The organism is Priestia sp. J2 (assembly GCF_020790095.1).
GTDB classification, from domain to species: domain Bacteria; phylum Bacillota; class Bacilli; order Bacillales; family Bacillaceae_H; genus Priestia; species Priestia zanthoxyli.
On record NZ_CP086208.1, the window covers coordinates 513,555 to 529,216 of the forward strand.

A 15,662-nucleotide genomic window follows, 5' to 3' on the forward strand; every position below is an offset into this window, starting at 1 on the left:
ACTATATATGTGATTTGTGGTCTCTCTTTTTGTATATTGGAAAATTTTGATATCTTTGAAAAATGAAAGGGGAATGACGTATGTTTTCAAGTCAAACACGTTCGAATAAATTGGTAGACATGACACAAAATCAATATGATTTATTAGTAATTGGTGGGGGAATTACTGGGTCAGGTATTGCACTTGATGCGACTCATCGAGGCATGAAAACGGCATTAGTTGAAATGCAGGATTTCGCAGCAGGAACATCTAGTCGTTCAACGAAGCTTGTTCACGGCGGTCTACGCTATTTAAAACAGTTTGAAGTTAAAATGGTAGCCGAAGTTGGTAAAGAACGTGCCATTGTATATGAAAATGGCCCTCATGTAACGACTCCGGAGTGGATGCTGTTACCTTTCCATACGGGTGGAACATTTGGGAAATTCTCAACTTCAATTGGATTGCGCGTATATGATTTCTTAGCAGGAGTAAAACGTGCAGAGCGCCGCAAAATGTTTAGCGCAGAAGAAACGCTTAGACGCGAGCCACTAGTGAAATCTAAAGAGTTAAAAGGCGGCGGTTACTACGTTGAATATAAAACAGATGATGCACGTTTAACGATTGAAGTAGCTAAAGAAGCTGCCGCAAGAGGAGCAGATTTAGTCAATTACACAAAAGTGGAAAACTTCATCTACGATAAAGGAAAAGTAGTAGGGGCTGTTGTTCGCGATCAGCTTACGAATAAAGAATATAATATCTATGCAAAAAAAATCGTCAATGCTGCAGGTCCATGGGTGGACACGCTACGTGAAAAAGATAATTCAAAAAAAGGCAAGCAGCTTCAATTAACAAAAGGAATTCACTTAGTTATTGATCAAGAGCGCTTTCCGTTAAAACAAGCCATTTACTTTGATACACCTGACGGACGTATGGTATTTGCAATTCCGCGTGATGGAAAAACATACGTAGGCACAACAGACACGGTCTATAAAGAAGACGCTAGACATCCGCGTATGACTGTAAAAGACCGTCAATATGTTGTTGATGCGATTAACTATATGTTCCCAACGGTTGATATTACGGTAGACGACGTAGAATCAAGCTGGGCGGGTGTTCGTCCACTTATTCACGAACAAGGAAAAGATCCTTCTGAAATTTCGCGTAAAGATGAAATCTGGACATCAGAATCAGGTTTAATTACAATCGCTGGAGGGAAATTAACTGGGTACCGTAAAATGGCTGAAATTGTCGTAAATCGCGTAGCTGAAGATTTTAAAGCAGAAGGACGCGAATTTGAAAGCTGTCAAACTAAACATTTACCAATTTCTGGAGGTGATGTAGGAGGTTCAGGCGGGTTCCCAACGTTTGTAGAGCAAAAAGTCAAAGAAGGCATCAAACTAGGGTTATCACGTGACGCTGCTGAAAAGCTTGTAAAACGCTATGGCTCAAACGTAGACAAAGTATACCGCTACATGATTGAACGTCCGGATCAGCTAAAAAACAGCGACCTTCCAGCTAGTGTATTTTTGCAAATTCAATATGGCATAGAAGAAGAAATGGTTTCAAAACCAGTGGACTTCTTCATTCGCCGTACGGGCGCTTTATTCTTTGATATCAACTGGGTAAGAAGCTGGAAAAAACAAGTGATTGCTCATATGGCCGAAGAGTTAAAGTGGACGCCTGAGCAAACAAAAGCTTACACCGATGAATTAGAACAGCACCTTCATGACGCAGTTGTACCAGTAGATGAAAAAGTTAACCGTATGACAGGTATTTCATGATAAAATAAAAAAGTACCTCAAAATTTGTCAATACAGCCATAATATAATAGCAGGAAGTCAAATTTTGACGAAGAAATATAATATGACTGTTAAAAAAAGAGAAAGACGATTACTCGTTTTTCTCTTTTCATACATATTTACATTTATATAAGGGGGCTTTTTTTTATGAGTTGGAAAGAAACGTATACATCTTGGATTAATCACCCAAATTTAGATCCTGAATTACGTCAAAATTTGGATGCAATCAAAGGTGATGAAAAACAATTAGAAGATAGTTTTTACAAAACATTGGAATTTGGAACAGGCGGAATGCGTGGAGAAATTGGAGCGGGTACAAACCGTATGAATACGTATACAATCCGAAAAGCTTCTGAAGGCTTTGCTGAGTACATTAAACAAGCTGGCGAAGAAGCTATCAAGCAAGGCGTAGTCATTGCATATGATTCTCGCCACAAATCGCCTGAATTTGCGATGGAAGCAGCAAAAACATTAGCAAGTCACGGAATTAAAACGTATGTATTTGAAGAGCTAAGACCAACACCTGAACTTTCATTTGCAGTGCGTGAGTTAAACGCATTTGGAGGTATTGTTATTACAGCGAGCCACAATCCTCCTGAATATAATGGATACAAAGTATATGGTCCAGACGGTGGTCAGCTGCCGCCAAAAGAAGCTGATGAACTAGTTGGCTTTGTAAATGCTGTGGAAAATGAACTTACATTAGCTGTTCAATCTGAAGCGGAGCTAAAAGAAAAAGGTCTTATTGAAATGATTGGTTCAGCGATTGACGAAGCATACAATGAGAAACTAAAAACGATTTTAATTAATCCAGAGCTAGCTTCTGAAATAGGTAAAGACTTAAAGGTAGTTTTTACACCTCTACATGGTACAGCTAATAAGCCAGTTCGCAACGCGCTTCAATCCATCGGTTACGGAAATGTTACGGTTATTGAAGAACAAGAACTTCCTGATCCGAATTTCTCGACGGTTAAATCTCCGAATCCTGAAGAGCCGGCTGCATTTGAATATGCTGTTCGTAAAGGAAAAGAAATTGATGCCGATATCTTAATCGCAACGGATCCAGATGCAGACCGTTTAGGAATTGCTGTCAAAGATCCAAGCGGCGAATATGCGTTATTAACAGGAAACCAAACCGGTGCTTTATTGCTTCACTATTTGCTTTCTCAAAAGAAAGAAAAAGGTGTGCTGCCTGCTAATGGCGTTGTGTTAAAAACGATTGTAACGTCAGAAATCGGCGCACAAATTGCTCGTTCATTTGGATTGCAAGTTGTTGACACTCTAACAGGTTTTAAATTTATCGGTGAAAAAATTAAGCAATATGAGCAAACGGGCGAGTATACATTCCAATTCGGCTATGAAGAAAGCTACGGCTATTTAATTGGTGACTTTGCTCGTGACAAAGACGCTGTACAAGCAGCCATTCTAGCGGTAGAAGCTTGTGCTTATTATAAAAAGCAGGGCATGACGCTATATGAAGCGCTTCAGCAAGTGTTTACTAAATATGGTTTCTATCGTGAAGGTCTGAAATCTTTAACGCTTAAAGGAAAAGAAGGATCTGAGCAAATTCAGCATATTTTGGCTACATTTAGAAATGAGCCTCCTACTGACATTGCAGGGTTAAATGTTTCGGTTGTAGAGGATTATACATTAAGTGAGCGCCAGCATATTAAAGCAGGAAAAGTAGAAGAGATTACATTACCAAAATCAAATGTATTAAAATATATCTTAGAGGACGGTTCTTGGTTCTGCCTTCGTCCGTCTGGTACAGAGCCAAAGGTGAAGTTCTATTTTGGCGTCGTGTCAGAAGATGAAGCAACGAGCATTGCCCATTTAGAAGCTGTACAAACAGCTGTAATGGGTGAAGTGGAGCGTGTACTAGATAAAGTGAAAACGGTATAAAAATAAAGCCTGCTCAAACTTGAGCAGGCTTCTTTTAGGATACTTTATTTGATTGCGTATTTGACAAATATGAAGAAGATCGTAGGGCCTTATAAATTCTCGGAGCAAGCATAGCCCCAAGAACAGTGAAAATAAGATCCTTTACAGCAAACCACGACATAATCTTCCAAGCAGCTGCATATGTCATTGCAGGAGCTTCAAGCCAGTAGTTAACCGCTATATACATATACGTAGTACCAATTAAATAAATAACGGCAATACCAACTAGCGATGAAATTAAAAAGATAGAAAAAGTCGGCTTGCCGCGCATTTCCATAATTTTTCCTGCGATAAATGCAGCGACAATATAAGAAAGCAAAAAGCCGCCGGTGCTTCCAAATAAAATACCAATTCCTGCTTTAAATTGAGCAAATACCGGAGCGCCGGCAATGCCAATTAATACATATACAATCATCGAAATAGAACCCATTCGGCTCCCAAGTAAAAGTCCTGCTAATATAACAAAAAAAGGCTGAAGCGAAAGAGGCACGCCGCCTACTTGTAAAAAAGGTGCCCAAGAAGTAATGTTTGCACCAATAGCCATAAGAGCTGCAAACATACCAGCTAATGTTAAATCTAATGTGCGAAACCTTTTAGTATTCATATATGTTCCTCCCAGTATGTACTGAAATATCTTAGCGTATGTACTGAAGATTGTACGTCGAATTCACTTTTATGTCAACGATAAAAATAAATATGTTTACATATATTATTTGATGTTTTTTGAAATAAAATATGCATATTTTTAGTGCAACATAAAAAAATAAAGAAGGGAATTCATCCCTTCTTTGTCCAAGTGTGTGTATCAAAAATACTAGTACAATGATTCTTCCAGAAGCTCCGGGTTGTGCTCCGAATATTCCGTTGCATGATCAATGTAGCGTAGTAAAGAATAGAGCTCTTCTTGAATGATGCGGTAGTTTCGTTCAAAATTGTAGGCGTGCAAAAAATGTTCAATCTTTTTTGAAAGAAAATCGTCGTCTGTTCGAACCATTAAAATTAATAAGTTATCCCATTGTGAACGGTGTGTGTAATATAAAGCTCGATCATAATCAATTACATCCATTAATAACGTTCCTCCTTTTGAGGAGTTGAAATTAGTGTATGATATTTGCGGGAATTCTTACGCTGTAAATGTTGGGCAAAAGACCAGTGCATAATTAAAAGAGGTTGTAGTCATTATGTAAGAAGAATAAACGTACAGCACCAGCTAAATGATAAGAAAGGCAAAGAATGATGCAGCGTAACACTTAAATTACATCCATTATTTAAGACAACTAAATAAAAATCCCCTTTTCTTGAAAAAATAAAGCTTCTTTTTGATGAAAACACATGAATTGACATGTTTGTACATAGATTGAAGTAAGGAGTGAAAGGGGGAGCTGTCGTGAAAGAAGCAGATTATAAGCAATTATACCGTGCGATTGATGAAATTACGGAAATAGCTAGCGGTTTCGGCCTGGATTTTTATCCGATGCGCTATGAAATTTGCCCGGCAGATATTATTTATACGTTTGGTGCATATGGGATGCCAACTCGTTTTTCACATTGGAGCTTTGGAAAACAATTTTACAAAATGAAATTACACTACGATCTTGGATTGAGTAAAATTTATGAATTAGTTATCAATTCAGATCCTTGTTATGCATTTTTATTGGATTCCAATGCGCTTATTCAAAATAAATTAATTGTAGCTCACGTGTTAGCTCACTGTGACTTCTTTAAAAATAACAGCCGTTTTGCCAACACGAAACGGGATATGGTAGAAAGTATGGCAGCGACCGCTGATCGAATTAAAGAATACGAAGTAAAGCACGGTAAGCGTGAAGTAGAAAAGTTTTTGGATGCTGTCTTATCGATTCAGGAACATATTGATCCGTCTCTTATGCGTGCCAAGCTTTCTTGGAGCATAGATGATGTAGAATCATCGGAAGAAGAAATCATTTCTCCTTATGATGATTTATGGAATTTGGACTATAAAGAAAAGAAAAAACCAAAACCTCCAAAGTCTTTTAAAAAATTTCCGCCTCAGCCTGAAAAAGACATCTTATTATTTATTGAAGAATACAGTCCTTATTTAGAGGATTGGCAGCGGGACATTTTAACGATGATGCGAGAAGAAATGCTTTATTTCTGGCCGCAGCTTGAAACAAAAATTATGAATGAAGGCTGGGCTTCTTTTTGGCATCAGCGCATTATTCGAGAAATGGACTTAACGAGTGATGAAGCGATAGAATTCGCCAAGCTAAATGCAGGGGTTGTGCAGCCATCTAAGACGGGAATCAATCCATATTATTTAGGATTAAAAATATTTGAAGATATTGAAGAACGTTACAACAATCCAACAGAAGATATGATTCGCCGAGGCGTAGAGCCGGGGTCAGGAAGAGAGAAGATGTTTGAGGTACGTGAAGTTGAATCAGATATTTCCTTCATCCGCAATTACTTAACAAAAGATTTAGTTATGCGCGAGGACATGTATTTATTCCAAAAGCAAGGAAAAGATTATAAAATCGTCGACAAAGAATGGACGGAAGTCAGAGACCAGCTTGTTAACATGCGCGTAAACGGAGGCTTTCCTTATATCACAGTAACGAATGGAGACTATTTAAAAAATGGAGAGCTTTATTTAAAGCACTGGTATGAAGGAATTGAATTAGATGTCAAATACTTAGAAAAAGTGGTACCGTATGTTCATCAGCTTTGGGGCCGACCGGTTCATTTAGAAACGATGATGGAAGGCAAGCCAATTGCCTTCACGTATGATGGAAAAACAGTGCATCGAAAACATTTATAAAAAGGAGACCGCTTAAATAGCGGTCTTTTTGTGCTTCTGTAATTTTATTATCCATATAAATTGAAAAAATAAAATTACTATGCAATAATTTGGTGAGAATCATTTTCATTTAGAAAGGGAGATAAGATGTTTGTTGTAAACGCAAGTTTTGAAACGGAAAAGAAATTTGAAAAACAGCTCAAGCAAAAAGCTAAGAAAAATAAAACAGAAATTGAGGAAGCCAAAGGAAATTTATCGTTCGAATGCTGGAAAAAAGATTCCGCAGATAAAGTTGAATATGTCTTTGTATCCAAGTGGGAAGATAAGCAGTTCTTTCAAGCGTGGATCTCAAGAGAAGAACATGTGAACGAACATAAAGAAGCGAATAAAAAGAAAACGAAAGCATGTTCTGAAGCTATGGAAATCAAGAAAACGCTGCGTTTTTATGAGGCGGTAGAAGAGAACATTCTTTTCTAAAAAAGCATGCTTGACTTTCATAAATGTTGTAACTATAATGATTACAACAAAATAGGAGTGAGAGCAATGAAAATTAGCAGTCGATTCACCGTGGCCGTTCACATACTATCTTTAATTAAAGTAGATAGCAGTCATCCTAGTACTTCAGAGTGGATTGCTAGCAGTGTAAATACAAATCCTGTTGTTATAAGACGAGTAATTGGGATGTTAAAGAAAGCTGGACTCGTGGGTGTAAAAGCCGGAGCTGGCGGAGCGTATCTATTGAAAGATTTAGACGAGATAACGTTGTTAGACGTTTATCGAGCGGTGGCAGCAGTGGAAGAAGGAGAATTGTTTCAAATGCATGAAAATCCGAATGTGGAGTGTCCTGTAGGAGCCAATATTCAAAGTGTTCTTGAATTGATTTTAAAACGTTCTCAAGATGCCATGGAACAAGTCTTAGCCGATGTGACCATGAAAGAATTAGTGACGGATTTAATAGCAAAAATAGATGCATAATAACATGCTTCTGTTTGTAAAAAACGGAGAAACCTAGGTTTCTCCGTTTTTTTTATAGCTTCACAATTGTTCGTCCTCGAGCTTGTCCTTCTAATAAAGTCGGAAGTACCTCAGGGAGCTGTTGTAGTGAAATTTCCTGCTGAATGAAAGGTTCGAAGCTTTCAGGCTTAAAGTCATTAGCGAGTCTATTCCAAATCTCTTTTCGAGTATTCATTGGACAGTAAACAGAATCGATACCGAGTAAATTAATCCCTCTTAAAATGAAGGGAAAGACGGTTGTTGGCACTTTGCCTCCAGCTGTTAGCCCGCTGACCGCTACAGAGCCTCCGTACTGAATTTGACTGAGGACAGAAGCTAGAGGCTCTCCACCCACAGGATCAACCGCAGCGGCCCATTTTTGCTTGCCTAATGCTTTTAATTTGCCGTTATAAACGTCTTCACGCGCTACAATAGAGGAAGCGCCAAGCTCTTTCAAATAAGCTGCTTCCGAGCTTTTTCCCGTACTTGCTTCCACTTTGTAGCCTAATTTTGAAAGAATGGCAACCGCAAAGCTTCCTACACCTCCCGTAGCGCCTGTTACAAGCACAGAGCCGTTAGATGGACTAGTATGGTTTTCCTCTAAGCGATGCACAGATAAAGCAGCTGTAAAGCCCGCTGTTCCGATAATCATTGCTTCTTTTAACGTTAAATTTTCAGGAAGAGGGACAATCCATTCGCTGGGTACGCGCGCATACTCACTGTAGCCTCCAAAGTGTGATACGCCAATGTCATAGCTTGTTGCGATGACACGATCACCTTCTTTAAAATCAGGGCTGTCAGAAGATACAACGATTCCTGCTAGGTCAATACCTGGAACAAATGGATAGCTTGTCACAATATTGCCGTTTGCGATGCTGGCTAAGCTATCTTTATAATTCACCCCTGAATAATGAACGCGAATAAGTACATCGCCTTCTGGCAAATCGTTTAGCGTCAGTTCTTGGACAGACGCCTCCACTTGGTCTTCACTTTTTTTATCTACTATTAATGCTGAAAATGATTGCTCCATTTTATTTCTCCTTTCTATACTGAGATGTATACATCTATACATAGATTACCTTATTTCTATACCCATTATAGAAAATAGTAAAAGAAGTTCCTAATACTTTGATTACGAAAGAGATCATTTCATTATAAAATAGCGGTATAGCTATTAGTTAGCAATACATAGAAAAGAGGAGAAGAGACATGAGCACAAACGTATATTTTAACCATGATGCAGGCATTGATGATTTAGTATCGCTTTTTTTACTGCTGCAAATGGATGATGTAAAGGTAACGGGGGTATCTGTTATTCCTGCTGACGGATATCTAGAGCCAGGTATCAGCGCAAGCCAAAAAATTATTGATCGTTTTGGAAGTTATGATATCGAGGTAGCCAAATCTACGTCACGCGGTATGAATCCATTTCCAAAAGAATGGCGCATGCATACGTTTTATGTAGATGCGCTCCCGATTTTAAATGAAAAAGGGAAAGTGCAAACAAAAATAAGTCAGCTTCCTGCTCATGATCATTTAATTGAAACATTGCAGCACACCGACGGAAAAACGACTTTATTATTTACAGGACCGCTAACTGATTTGGCAAGAGCACTTGAAAAAGCGCCGGAAATAGAAGAGAAAATTGACAAGTTAGTGTGGATGGGCGGTACATTTCAAGAAGTAGGAAATGTGCAGGAGCCTGAACATGATGGAACGGCGGAATGGAATGCTTTTTGGGATCCAGAAGCAGTAGCAAAAGTATGGGAAAGCAGCATTAAAATTGAGATGGTTGCTTTAGAAAGCACGAATCAAGTTCCATTAACGCCGGCTATTCGCCAAATGTGGGCTTCACTTCGCAGGTATGAAGGAGTAGACTTTGTAGGGCAGTGCTACGCGGCTTGCCCACCGCTTGTGCATGTTGAAACCAATTCGACTTATTATTTGTGGGATGTACTCACAACAGCATTTACAGGGAATTCAACACTTGTGAAGGTAAAAACCGTTTCGAGTATTGTGTATACAGAAACACCAAGACAAGGAAGAACAGAAATTTCTGAAGAGGGACGACCTGTAGACGTCGTGTATGACGTCACAGCTGAAGCATTCTTTGCGTACATTACAGATTTAATGAAAAAAGCAGTAGCCAAATAAAGAAAAAGGTTGCACGTGAAAATGTGCAACCTTTTTAATGAATCATATTCAAGAATTGACGTGTCCGCTCTTGTTGAGGATTTGAAAATATTTGATCCGGTGTACCTCTTTCCATAATGACACCTTGATCCATAAAAATAACTTCATCTGCTACTTCACGGGCAAAGCGCATTTCGTGAGTTACCACCACCATCGTCATTCCTTCTTTTGCCAGGTCTTTCATCGCTTGAAGAACGTCTCCTACAAGCTCAGGGTCAAGAGCTGAAGTAGGCTCATCAAATAGCATAACTTTTGGGTCCATCGCCATTGCTCTGGCGATGCCAACACGCTGTTGTTGTCCGCCAGACAGCTGGAAAGGGTAAAAGTCGAGCTTATCGCCTAAGCCAACGCGTGTTAACAATTCTTTCCCTCTTTTTTCTGCCTCTTGAGTAGAAACGCCTTTTACAATTACAGGACCTTCCATAACATTTTCAAGCGCACTTTTATGAGGAAATAAGTTATAGTTTTGAAAGACCATACCTGTTAGGCTTCGAAATGAAGTAATGTCTTTTTTACGAACAGGTTTGGTGAAATTCATGCTTTTTTTATCAAGTTCAATCGTGCCGTCTGTTGGGATTTCTAAAAGATTTAAGCAACGTAAAAAAGTAGTTTTACCCGATCCAGAAGGACCAATTAATACAATTACCTTGCCCTGTTCAACTTCTAAATCAATCCCTTTTAATACTTGCAAATCACCGAATGATTTATGCAAATTTTTGATATTAATCATATGAAAAACTCCTTTAGCTACTCGAAACGGTTATTTAGATACGTAACGATCTAGTCTTATTTCAATGCGTCCTTGGATAATGGATAAGATTGTACACATAATCCAGTACAAGAGCGCTGCTTCACTATAAAGAAGTAAAAATTCATAGTTAGTCGAAGCAATTTCTTGAGCTTTACGGAACATCTCAGAAACAAGAATAAGCGATGCAAGTGACGTATCTTTAATAAGGCTAATAAAAGAGTTAGATAATGGCGGAATCGATACACGTGCTGCTTGCGGTAAAATAATCCGTCTTAACGCTTGGGAATAGGTCATACCAAGTGAGTAGCCAGCTTCCCACTGTCCTTTAGGAATAGATTGAATCGCTGCTCGGATAATTTCAGATGCATACGCACCTACACTTAATGAAAATCCAATAATAGCAGAGATAAATGGGTCAATTGTTATATCTAAATTGGGTAAGCCGTAGAAAATAATAAATAATTGCACAAGCAGCGGTGTACCTCGAATAATCGATACATAGATGCGCGCAATTATATTTAAAACTTTTATAGATGATAAACGAGCCAAGGCTGTTAAGACAGCTAAAATGATACCGAGTACAAACGTGATTAATGTTAGTGGAATAGAATATTGAATAGCTCCCTTTAGCATTGGTAAGAGAGATGATTGAGCGATTGAAATCAATTGATTCAATCGCTCTCCATCAGGGAAAATATTATTTAGGAGAAACATCTTCGCCAAACCATTTCTTAGAAATTTTTGCGTATGTTCCGTCTTTTTTCATATCTTTCAATGCTTTGTTTACTTCATCCACTAACTTACCGCTGTCTTTTCTAAACATAAAGCCGCTTGCAGCACCATCGGATTTTTCATCCGCGATTTTGATAGGTGCGTTAGGGTGCTTTTTCTTATAGTCAAGGAACGATAATTTATCGTTGATTGTAGCATCAACACGGTTTGCGCTCATTAGTTCTACTGCTTGAGCAAAACCTTCAGCACTCGTAATGTTTGCACCATAAGATTGAGCCATGTCTTTATAGTTACTTGTTAATGACTGCGCTGATTTTTTTCCTTTTAAATCTTTAAATGATTTGATATCTTTTTCGTCTTTACGAACAATTAATACAGCCCCTGACTGGATGTATGGATCAGAGAAATCGTATTTCTTTTGACGATCTTCACGAATACCAACTTCATTAGCAATCATGTCAAATCGTTTAGCATCTAATCCAGCAAACATGCCATCCCACTGTGTTTCTTTGAACTCAGCTTTTACGCCAAGACGTTTAGCTACTTCTTGAGCCAATTCTACATCAAACCCAGTTAGCTTTTGTTTGTCATCATGAAAAGTGAACGGAGGGTATGTACCTTCAGTTCCAATTGTTAATACACCATCTTTTTTCACTTTATTATATAAATCCTCTTGTGAAGATTTATTGTCTCCATTGTTTGCTTCATTTTTTGAGCTAGAACCGCATGCGGCAAGCACAACTGTGAAAGCTAATAGTAGCGACAAAAGTGCAGCAAATTTCTTCATTTTCTAAACCCCCTAGTATTCTGATAGGAAATGATACTCTGTGATACTAAACAAGAACACAGCAAAAGTCAACAAAAAAAACTTATACGATTAATGTGACTTAAAATAAGGGAAATATACCTTCTATACACGGTTTGTCATAAGGATACAGAAAGATTTTAGAATTTGGATTAAATGGATTTTTAAGGGATATCCGAGGAGTAAAAAGGAAGTTTCATGCGACGATTTTCTCTTTCATTTTTTCATGACTTTTGGTGCAATAAACATATAGTTAAATGTTAAGGTAGAAATAAATTCCTTATGGTACACTTAAAGAAGAATTTATGAAACGGAGCGATATGATGAAAGCCATAAACTTAATCTCAATTGCCTTTGGTGCTATCGCTGGTACGTATGCACGTTATTTTCTAAATCTTTCCTTATTATATACGGGGTATCCAATAGGAACAGTAATTGAAAACCTATTAGGTAGCTTCATATTAGGACTATTAACGGGATTTTTTGCGTGGAAACAGCCAAAGGAATGGATCAAGCTTGGACTAGGCGTGGGCTTATGCGGCGGTTTTACCACGTATTCAACGTTTGCAGGAGACTTCGTTTCTCTCACTCAGCATTATTTATGGGGTGGAGCCATTTATTTCATTGTCTCTTTAGTAGGCGGAATCCTTTTTGCTTTAGCAGGCTATCTATGCGGTGAAACGGCAGGAAAAAATTTAGTAAAAGTACATGAGGTGAAGTAAATGAGCATAGTGAGCTTGGCACTTGGGGGGGCAGCTGGAGGCATATGCCGTTATCTTTTGGGATTAAAGGTTACAAAAACAGCTTCAAATCCTCCTTTTCCAGTATCAATGCTGTTTGTTAACTTGCTTGGTGCGTTTGGACTTGGTCTTTTTTACGGTAGTTATTATGGAAAGGTTCCGAGTCATGCTTATAATGATTCAATATTTCTAATGATCGGCATTGGTTTTTTCGGGGCTTTTACCACTTTTTCAACGTTTAGTGTGGAAACCGTGCAGTTAATTCGAGAAAAATCTTATCAGAAAATGTTGGTGTACGTGGGGATTTCAGCATTTGGAACAATTGGTTTATTTACAGTCGGTTTACTGGCAGGAACGTTTTTATTTAAATAAAGAGAACGTTTCTAGTAGGGAAAAACAAAAAGACGGAGAAGTAGAGAATGGATAGAAAAGCAGAAGTTTGGAAATACATTTTGTTGATTGTTGCTGTTGCAGGTCAGATCATCGGTTTTTTATTTTTATTTATAAATGTTGTGGCGGCATTTATTTTTTACGGTTTTTATATTCTAACTTTTATTATGTTACTCCTGCTGTTTATATGGGATCGGAAAAAGGAAAAAGACAAAGAAGAATTTGACGACTATACCGATTACTAACGATATAAAAAGCAGAATGGTGCGGTGCGCCGGGCCTCTTAGTAAAGAAGCTTAAAAGATACATCTATAAAAGGAAGAGAGCCGTAAGAGCATAAAGAGATATTGTATTTACATCTAGTTGTGTTATAATTTTAAGTGCAAAAACAAAATCAATAAATAGCAATCACTAGGGGAGCTTTTTGAAGCTGAGACGAATGCATTTCGGACCCTTTGAACCTGATCTGGTTTGTACCAGCGTAGGGAAGTGGCGATCATGTTTACATAACGATACATGCTAACCACTCTACGTTGTAGGGTGGTTTTTTTGTATGTAATAAAGCCCTCTACACAAGATAAAGTGATTGAAATTTCTCTTTATTCTGAATGGAAAGGTTTCGATCATATGGATATTCCTAAATTTCATGTCATTACAACAGATAAGCAGCCAATTGAAGAGGTTCGGGACATTTTAACGGCTATCGTGCCTTTTGCGGGTGCCATTCATATTAGAGAAAAAAAGAAAACGGCAAAGCAGATTCAATGTTTACTAGAAAGCCTGCCATTTTGTCGCTCTAAAATTATTGTAAATGACCGAGTTGATGTAGCGCATGCTTTAAAAGCAAAAGGGGTGCAGCTTGCCTATCATAGTTTAGACGTTTCGTGCGTTAGAGACGCATTTCCTTCTCTTATTGTCGGAAAATCAGTTCACTCTGTGGAAGAAGCTCTAGAAGCTGAAAAAGATGGAGCTCACTATATTCTATACGGACATATTTATTCAACTCATTCAAAAAAAGAATTAAAAAGCCGAGGGATAGCAGCGTTAAAAGAAGTAGTAGACGCTGTGAAGATACCAGTTATTGCGATTGGTGGAATTACACCTGTAAATGCCAAAGAGGTGCTGCAAACAGGAGCACACGGTATAGCTGTGATGTCTGGTGTCATGCTTGCGCAAGATCCGCTTAAAGCAATCAAACAATATTCTCATATATGGACATCTGGAGGTGGAGAAAATGAAGCAGCATTATGATGTACTGTTAGTCGGAGGAGGCATAATTAGCTCTTCTATCGCTTATCATTTGTCAAAACAAGGAGCGTCAGTAGCCATTCTTGAGCGCAATCAAATTGGTTGTGAAGCTTCAAGTGCAGCTGCTGGTATTTTAGGTGCTCAAGCTGAAATTGATGAAGAAGGTCCTCTTTTAGACCTTGCTATTAAGAGCAGAAGTATGTTTCCTGAACTGGTGAAGGAACTAAAAGAAAAAACGGCAATCGACGTAGAGCTTATTCAAAAAGGCTTATTAAAAGTCGCTGTAACAGAAGAAGATGCACACGTATTAAAGAAAAAAGCCGATCAGCATCATCAATGGGACAAAGATGTAAGATGGATCGACGTAAAAGAAGCGCGGTTGTTAGAACCGGGGCTCTCTCCAGACATATACGGAGCCATTACAATACCTGGAGACGGCCAGCTAGCTCCGGCTAAGTTAACACATGCTCTTGCTCATGGAGCCTTGTATCACGGAGCAGATGTATTTGAATACTGTGACGTTCATTCTCTTATTACGGAAAATGAAACAGTAAAAGGTGTACAGACGTCTAAAGGCTCTTTTTATGGAGGAAAAGTAGTGATCGCAGCAGGCTCATGGGCTAAACGTTTTATTTCTTCTGAACATTTAGGTCAGGTATTTCCTGTAAAAGGAGAGTGTATTGCTCTTCAAAGTCATAAGCCGCTGCTTTCTAAAACGATTTTTTTAGATGAAGGTTTTTATTTAGTGCCAAAGGCTGGTGGAAGAATCGTAATCGGGGCAACTAAGCTGCAGCATGATTTTACTAAGACCGTTTCTGCACAAGGTATTCAATTTCTGCTGGATAAAGCTGCTGTGCTTCTGCCGGCTATTAAAGAAGCCACATTTGAAAAAGCATGGTCAGGTCTTCGTCCACAAACAAATGATGGCTGGCCTTATTTAGGAGAGCATCCTGAAATAGCGAATCTACACATGGCGTTTGGCCACTACCGAAACGGTATTTTATTAAGTGCTGCAACTGGAAAAATTATGGCTGATGCTTTGGTAGGGAAAGAGCCGAATCATTCATTTTTTACATCATTTCAGCTAACGAGAGTAATGGAGGGAGTTCATTGAATCTAATCATTAATGGTAAGACCGTTACTGTTGGAGATGAAATTGAAACGGTCGAGCACTTGTTGCAGGCTCAGAACCTGCATGAACGAGTGGTAATTGTTGAGCTAAACAAGAACATTTTACAAAAAGAAGAACATAGTGCTGCAAGTTTAAAAGATGGAGATACATTAGAAGTCGTTTCATTTGTAGGAGGAGGATGAA

Annotated in this window: 18 protein-coding genes and 1 riboswitch; of the genes, 12 read left to right on the plus strand and 6 right to left on the minus strand. The window is 38.5% G+C overall.

Going from position 1 to position 15,662, the window contains the following annotated elements; translation table 11 throughout:
- The first annotated feature begins 80 nt into the window (after nucleotides 1–80).
- Both LJY09_RS02725 and LJY09_RS02730 read left to right on the plus strand, forming a co-directional pair.
- Nucleotides 81–1,760 (plus strand): glycerol-3-phosphate dehydrogenase/oxidase, encoded by a 1,680-nt coding sequence (locus LJY09_RS02725; RefSeq protein ID WP_154974275.1) that lies wholly within the window; start codon nucleotides 81–83, stop codon nucleotides 1,758–1,760.
- A gap of 165 nt (nucleotides 1,761–1,925) precedes the next feature.
- Nucleotides 1,926–3,680, plus strand: a complete 1,755-nt coding sequence (locus LJY09_RS02730) for a phospho-sugar mutase (protein WP_014461710.1) — start codon at nucleotides 1,926–1,928, stop codon at nucleotides 3,678–3,680.
- 34 nt (nucleotides 3,681–3,714) lie between these two features.
- On the opposite strand, the gene LJY09_RS02735 is transcribed toward LJY09_RS02730, so the two are convergent.
- Together LJY09_RS02735 and LJY09_RS02740 are read right to left on the minus strand one after the other, a co-directional pair.
- Nucleotides 3,715–4,323 carry a biotin transporter BioY gene (locus LJY09_RS02735; RefSeq protein WP_116740307.1) on the minus strand — a complete coding sequence of 203 codons (609 nt, stop codon included), beginning with the start codon at nucleotides 4,321–4,323 and terminating at the stop codon, nucleotides 3,715–3,717.
- A 210-nt stretch (nucleotides 4,324–4,533) separates the two neighbouring features.
- Nucleotides 4,534–4,785 (minus strand): YhdB family protein, encoded by a 252-nt coding sequence (locus LJY09_RS02740; RefSeq protein WP_013055267.1) that lies wholly within the window; start codon nucleotides 4,783–4,785, stop codon nucleotides 4,534–4,536.
- A gap of 321 nt (nucleotides 4,786–5,106) precedes the next feature.
- On the opposite strand from LJY09_RS02740, the gene LJY09_RS02745 reads away from it, so the two are divergent.
- The 3 genes from LJY09_RS02745 (at nucleotide 5,107) to LJY09_RS02755 (ending at nucleotide 7,470) form a co-directional block, all read left to right on the plus strand.
- A complete protein-coding gene (locus LJY09_RS02745; protein ID WP_014461707.1) occupies nucleotides 5,107–6,516 on the plus strand; it encodes a SpoVR family protein in 1,410 nt (469 codons plus the stop codon).
- Nucleotides 6,517–6,642: 126 nt separating this feature from the next.
- On the plus strand, nucleotides 6,643–6,972 hold the full coding sequence (locus LJY09_RS02750) for an antibiotic biosynthesis monooxygenase family protein (RefSeq protein WP_228307474.1): 330 nt from the start codon (nucleotides 6,643–6,645) through the stop codon (nucleotides 6,970–6,972).
- 66 nt (nucleotides 6,973–7,038) lie between these two features.
- Nucleotides 7,039–7,470 (plus strand): Rrf2 family transcriptional regulator, encoded by a 432-nt coding sequence (locus tag LJY09_RS02755; protein WP_014461705.1) that lies wholly within the window; start codon nucleotides 7,039–7,041, stop codon nucleotides 7,468–7,470.
- Between the two features lie 52 nt (nucleotides 7,471–7,522).
- On the opposite strand, the gene LJY09_RS02760 is transcribed toward LJY09_RS02755, so the two are convergent.
- On the minus strand, nucleotides 7,523–8,518 hold the full coding sequence (locus tag LJY09_RS02760) for an NADPH:quinone oxidoreductase family protein (protein ID WP_014461704.1): 996 nt from the start codon (nucleotides 8,516–8,518) through the stop codon (nucleotides 7,523–7,525).
- Nucleotides 8,519–8,697: 179 nt separating this feature from the next.
- Between LJY09_RS02760 and LJY09_RS02765 the strand changes: the two genes are divergently transcribed.
- Nucleotides 8,698–9,642: a nucleoside hydrolase gene (locus LJY09_RS02765; RefSeq protein ID WP_014461703.1), complete on the plus strand. Its 945-nt coding sequence runs from the start codon at nucleotides 8,698–8,700 to the stop codon at nucleotides 9,640–9,642.
- A 34-nt stretch (nucleotides 9,643–9,676) separates the two neighbouring features.
- Here LJY09_RS02765 and LJY09_RS02770 read toward each other — a convergent pair whose 3' ends face one another.
- The 3 genes from LJY09_RS02770 to LJY09_RS02780 are packed head-to-tail and all read right to left on the minus strand — an operon-like array spanning nucleotide 9,677 to nucleotide 11,951.
- On the minus strand, nucleotides 9,677–10,411 hold the full coding sequence (locus tag LJY09_RS02770; protein WP_013081645.1) for an amino acid ABC transporter ATP-binding protein: 735 nt from the start codon (nucleotides 10,409–10,411) through the stop codon (nucleotides 9,677–9,679).
- A gap of 30 nt (nucleotides 10,412–10,441) precedes the next feature.
- On the minus strand, nucleotides 10,442–11,146 hold the full coding sequence (locus tag LJY09_RS02775) for an amino acid ABC transporter permease (protein ID WP_013055275.1): 705 nt from the start codon (nucleotides 11,144–11,146) through the stop codon (nucleotides 10,442–10,444).
- Nucleotides 11,130–11,951 carry an amino acid ABC transporter substrate-binding protein gene (locus tag LJY09_RS02780; RefSeq protein WP_013081647.1) on the minus strand — a complete coding sequence of 274 codons (822 nt, stop codon included), beginning with the start codon at nucleotides 11,949–11,951 and terminating at the stop codon, nucleotides 11,130–11,132. Before LJY09_RS02780 ends, LJY09_RS02775 begins: the two co-directional genes overlap by 17 nt.
- Nucleotides 11,952–12,292: 341 nt before the next feature.
- Here LJY09_RS02780 and LJY09_RS02785 point away from each other — a divergent pair, with 341 nt between their 5' ends.
- From LJY09_RS02785 to thiS, 6 genes are all read left to right on the plus strand, one after another.
- Nucleotides 12,293–12,691, plus strand: a complete 399-nt coding sequence (locus LJY09_RS02785; RefSeq protein WP_116740308.1) for a fluoride efflux transporter FluC — start codon at nucleotides 12,293–12,295, stop codon at nucleotides 12,689–12,691.
- Nucleotides 12,692–13,081: a fluoride efflux transporter CrcB gene (gene crcB / locus LJY09_RS02790; protein WP_014461701.1), complete on the plus strand. Its 390-nt coding sequence runs from the start codon at nucleotides 12,692–12,694 to the stop codon at nucleotides 13,079–13,081. It abuts the gene before it with no gap.
- A 47-nt stretch (nucleotides 13,082–13,128) separates the two neighbouring features.
- Nucleotides 13,129–13,344, plus strand: a complete 216-nt coding sequence (locus LJY09_RS02795; protein ID WP_013055279.1) for a hypothetical protein — start codon at nucleotides 13,129–13,131, stop codon at nucleotides 13,342–13,344.
- Nucleotides 13,345–13,502: 158 nt separating this feature from the next.
- Nucleotides 13,503–13,604: riboswitch (TPP riboswitch) on the plus strand.
- A gap of 122 nt (nucleotides 13,605–13,726) precedes the next feature.
- On the plus strand, nucleotides 13,727–14,350 hold the full coding sequence (locus LJY09_RS02800; protein ID WP_140451899.1) for a thiamine phosphate synthase: 624 nt from the start codon (nucleotides 13,727–13,729) through the stop codon (nucleotides 14,348–14,350).
- The gene (thiO, locus tag LJY09_RS02805; protein ID WP_228307475.1) at nucleotides 14,334–15,461 is read left to right on the plus strand and encodes a glycine oxidase ThiO; all 1,128 of its coding nucleotides are present in this window, start codon (nucleotides 14,334–14,336) and stop codon (nucleotides 15,459–15,461) included. The genes LJY09_RS02800 and thiO overlap by 17 nt, the downstream gene beginning before the upstream one ends.
- Nucleotides 15,458–15,661, plus strand: coding sequence for a sulfur carrier protein ThiS (thiS, locus tag LJY09_RS02810; protein ID WP_228307476.1), 204 nt, complete (start codon nucleotides 15,458–15,460; stop codon nucleotides 15,659–15,661). Before thiO ends, thiS begins: the two co-directional genes overlap by 4 nt.
- The last annotated feature ends 1 nt before the right edge of the window (nucleotide 15,662 follow it).

Excerpts from the sequence above, each read along its gene's own strand:
- LJY09_RS02785 (WP_116740308.1), top strand. The coding sequence starts at position 12,293 with ATGAAAGCCATAAACTTAATCTCAATTGCCTTTGGTGCTATCGCTGGT.
- LJY09_RS02735 (WP_116740307.1), bottom strand. The coding sequence starts at position 4,323 with ATGAATACTAAAAGGTTTCGCACATTAGATTTAACATTAGCTGGTATG.
- LJY09_RS02780 (WP_013081647.1), bottom strand. The coding sequence starts at position 11,951 with ATGAAGAAATTTGCTGCACTTTTGTCGCTACTATTAGCTTTCACAGTT.
- thiO (WP_228307475.1), top strand. The coding sequence starts at position 14,334 with ATGAAGCAGCATTATGATGTACTGTTAGTCGGAGGAGGCATAATTAGC.
- LJY09_RS02800 (WP_140451899.1), top strand. The coding sequence starts at position 13,727 with ATGGATATTCCTAAATTTCATGTCATTACAACAGATAAGCAGCCAATT.
- crcB (WP_014461701.1), top strand. The coding sequence starts at position 12,692 with ATGAGCATAGTGAGCTTGGCACTTGGGGGGGCAGCTGGAGGCATATGC.
- LJY09_RS02755 (WP_014461705.1), top strand. The coding sequence starts at position 7,039 with ATGAAAATTAGCAGTCGATTCACCGTGGCCGTTCACATACTATCTTTA.
- LJY09_RS02730 (WP_014461710.1), top strand. The coding sequence starts at position 1,926 with ATGAGTTGGAAAGAAACGTATACATCTTGGATTAATCACCCAAATTTA.
- LJY09_RS02795 (WP_013055279.1), top strand. The coding sequence starts at position 13,129 with ATGGATAGAAAAGCAGAAGTTTGGAAATACATTTTGTTGATTGTTGCT.
- LJY09_RS02725 (WP_154974275.1), top strand. The coding sequence starts at position 81 with ATGTTTTCAAGTCAAACACGTTCGAATAAATTGGTAGACATGACACAA.
- LJY09_RS02775 (WP_013055275.1), bottom strand. The coding sequence starts at position 11,146 with ATGTTTCTCCTAAATAATATTTTCCCTGATGGAGAGCGATTGAATCAA.
- LJY09_RS02750 (WP_228307474.1), top strand. The coding sequence starts at position 6,643 with ATGTTTGTTGTAAACGCAAGTTTTGAAACGGAAAAGAAATTTGAAAAA.
- LJY09_RS02765 (WP_014461703.1), top strand. The coding sequence starts at position 8,698 with ATGAGCACAAACGTATATTTTAACCATGATGCAGGCATTGATGATTTA.
- LJY09_RS02760 (WP_014461704.1), bottom strand. The coding sequence starts at position 8,518 with ATGGAGCAATCATTTTCAGCATTAATAGTAGATAAAAAAAGTGAAGAC.
- LJY09_RS02770 (WP_013081645.1), bottom strand. The coding sequence starts at position 10,411 with ATGATTAATATCAAAAATTTGCATAAATCATTCGGTGATTTGCAAGTA.
- LJY09_RS02740 (WP_013055267.1), bottom strand. The coding sequence starts at position 4,785 with ATGGATGTAATTGATTATGATCGAGCTTTATATTACACACACCGTTCA.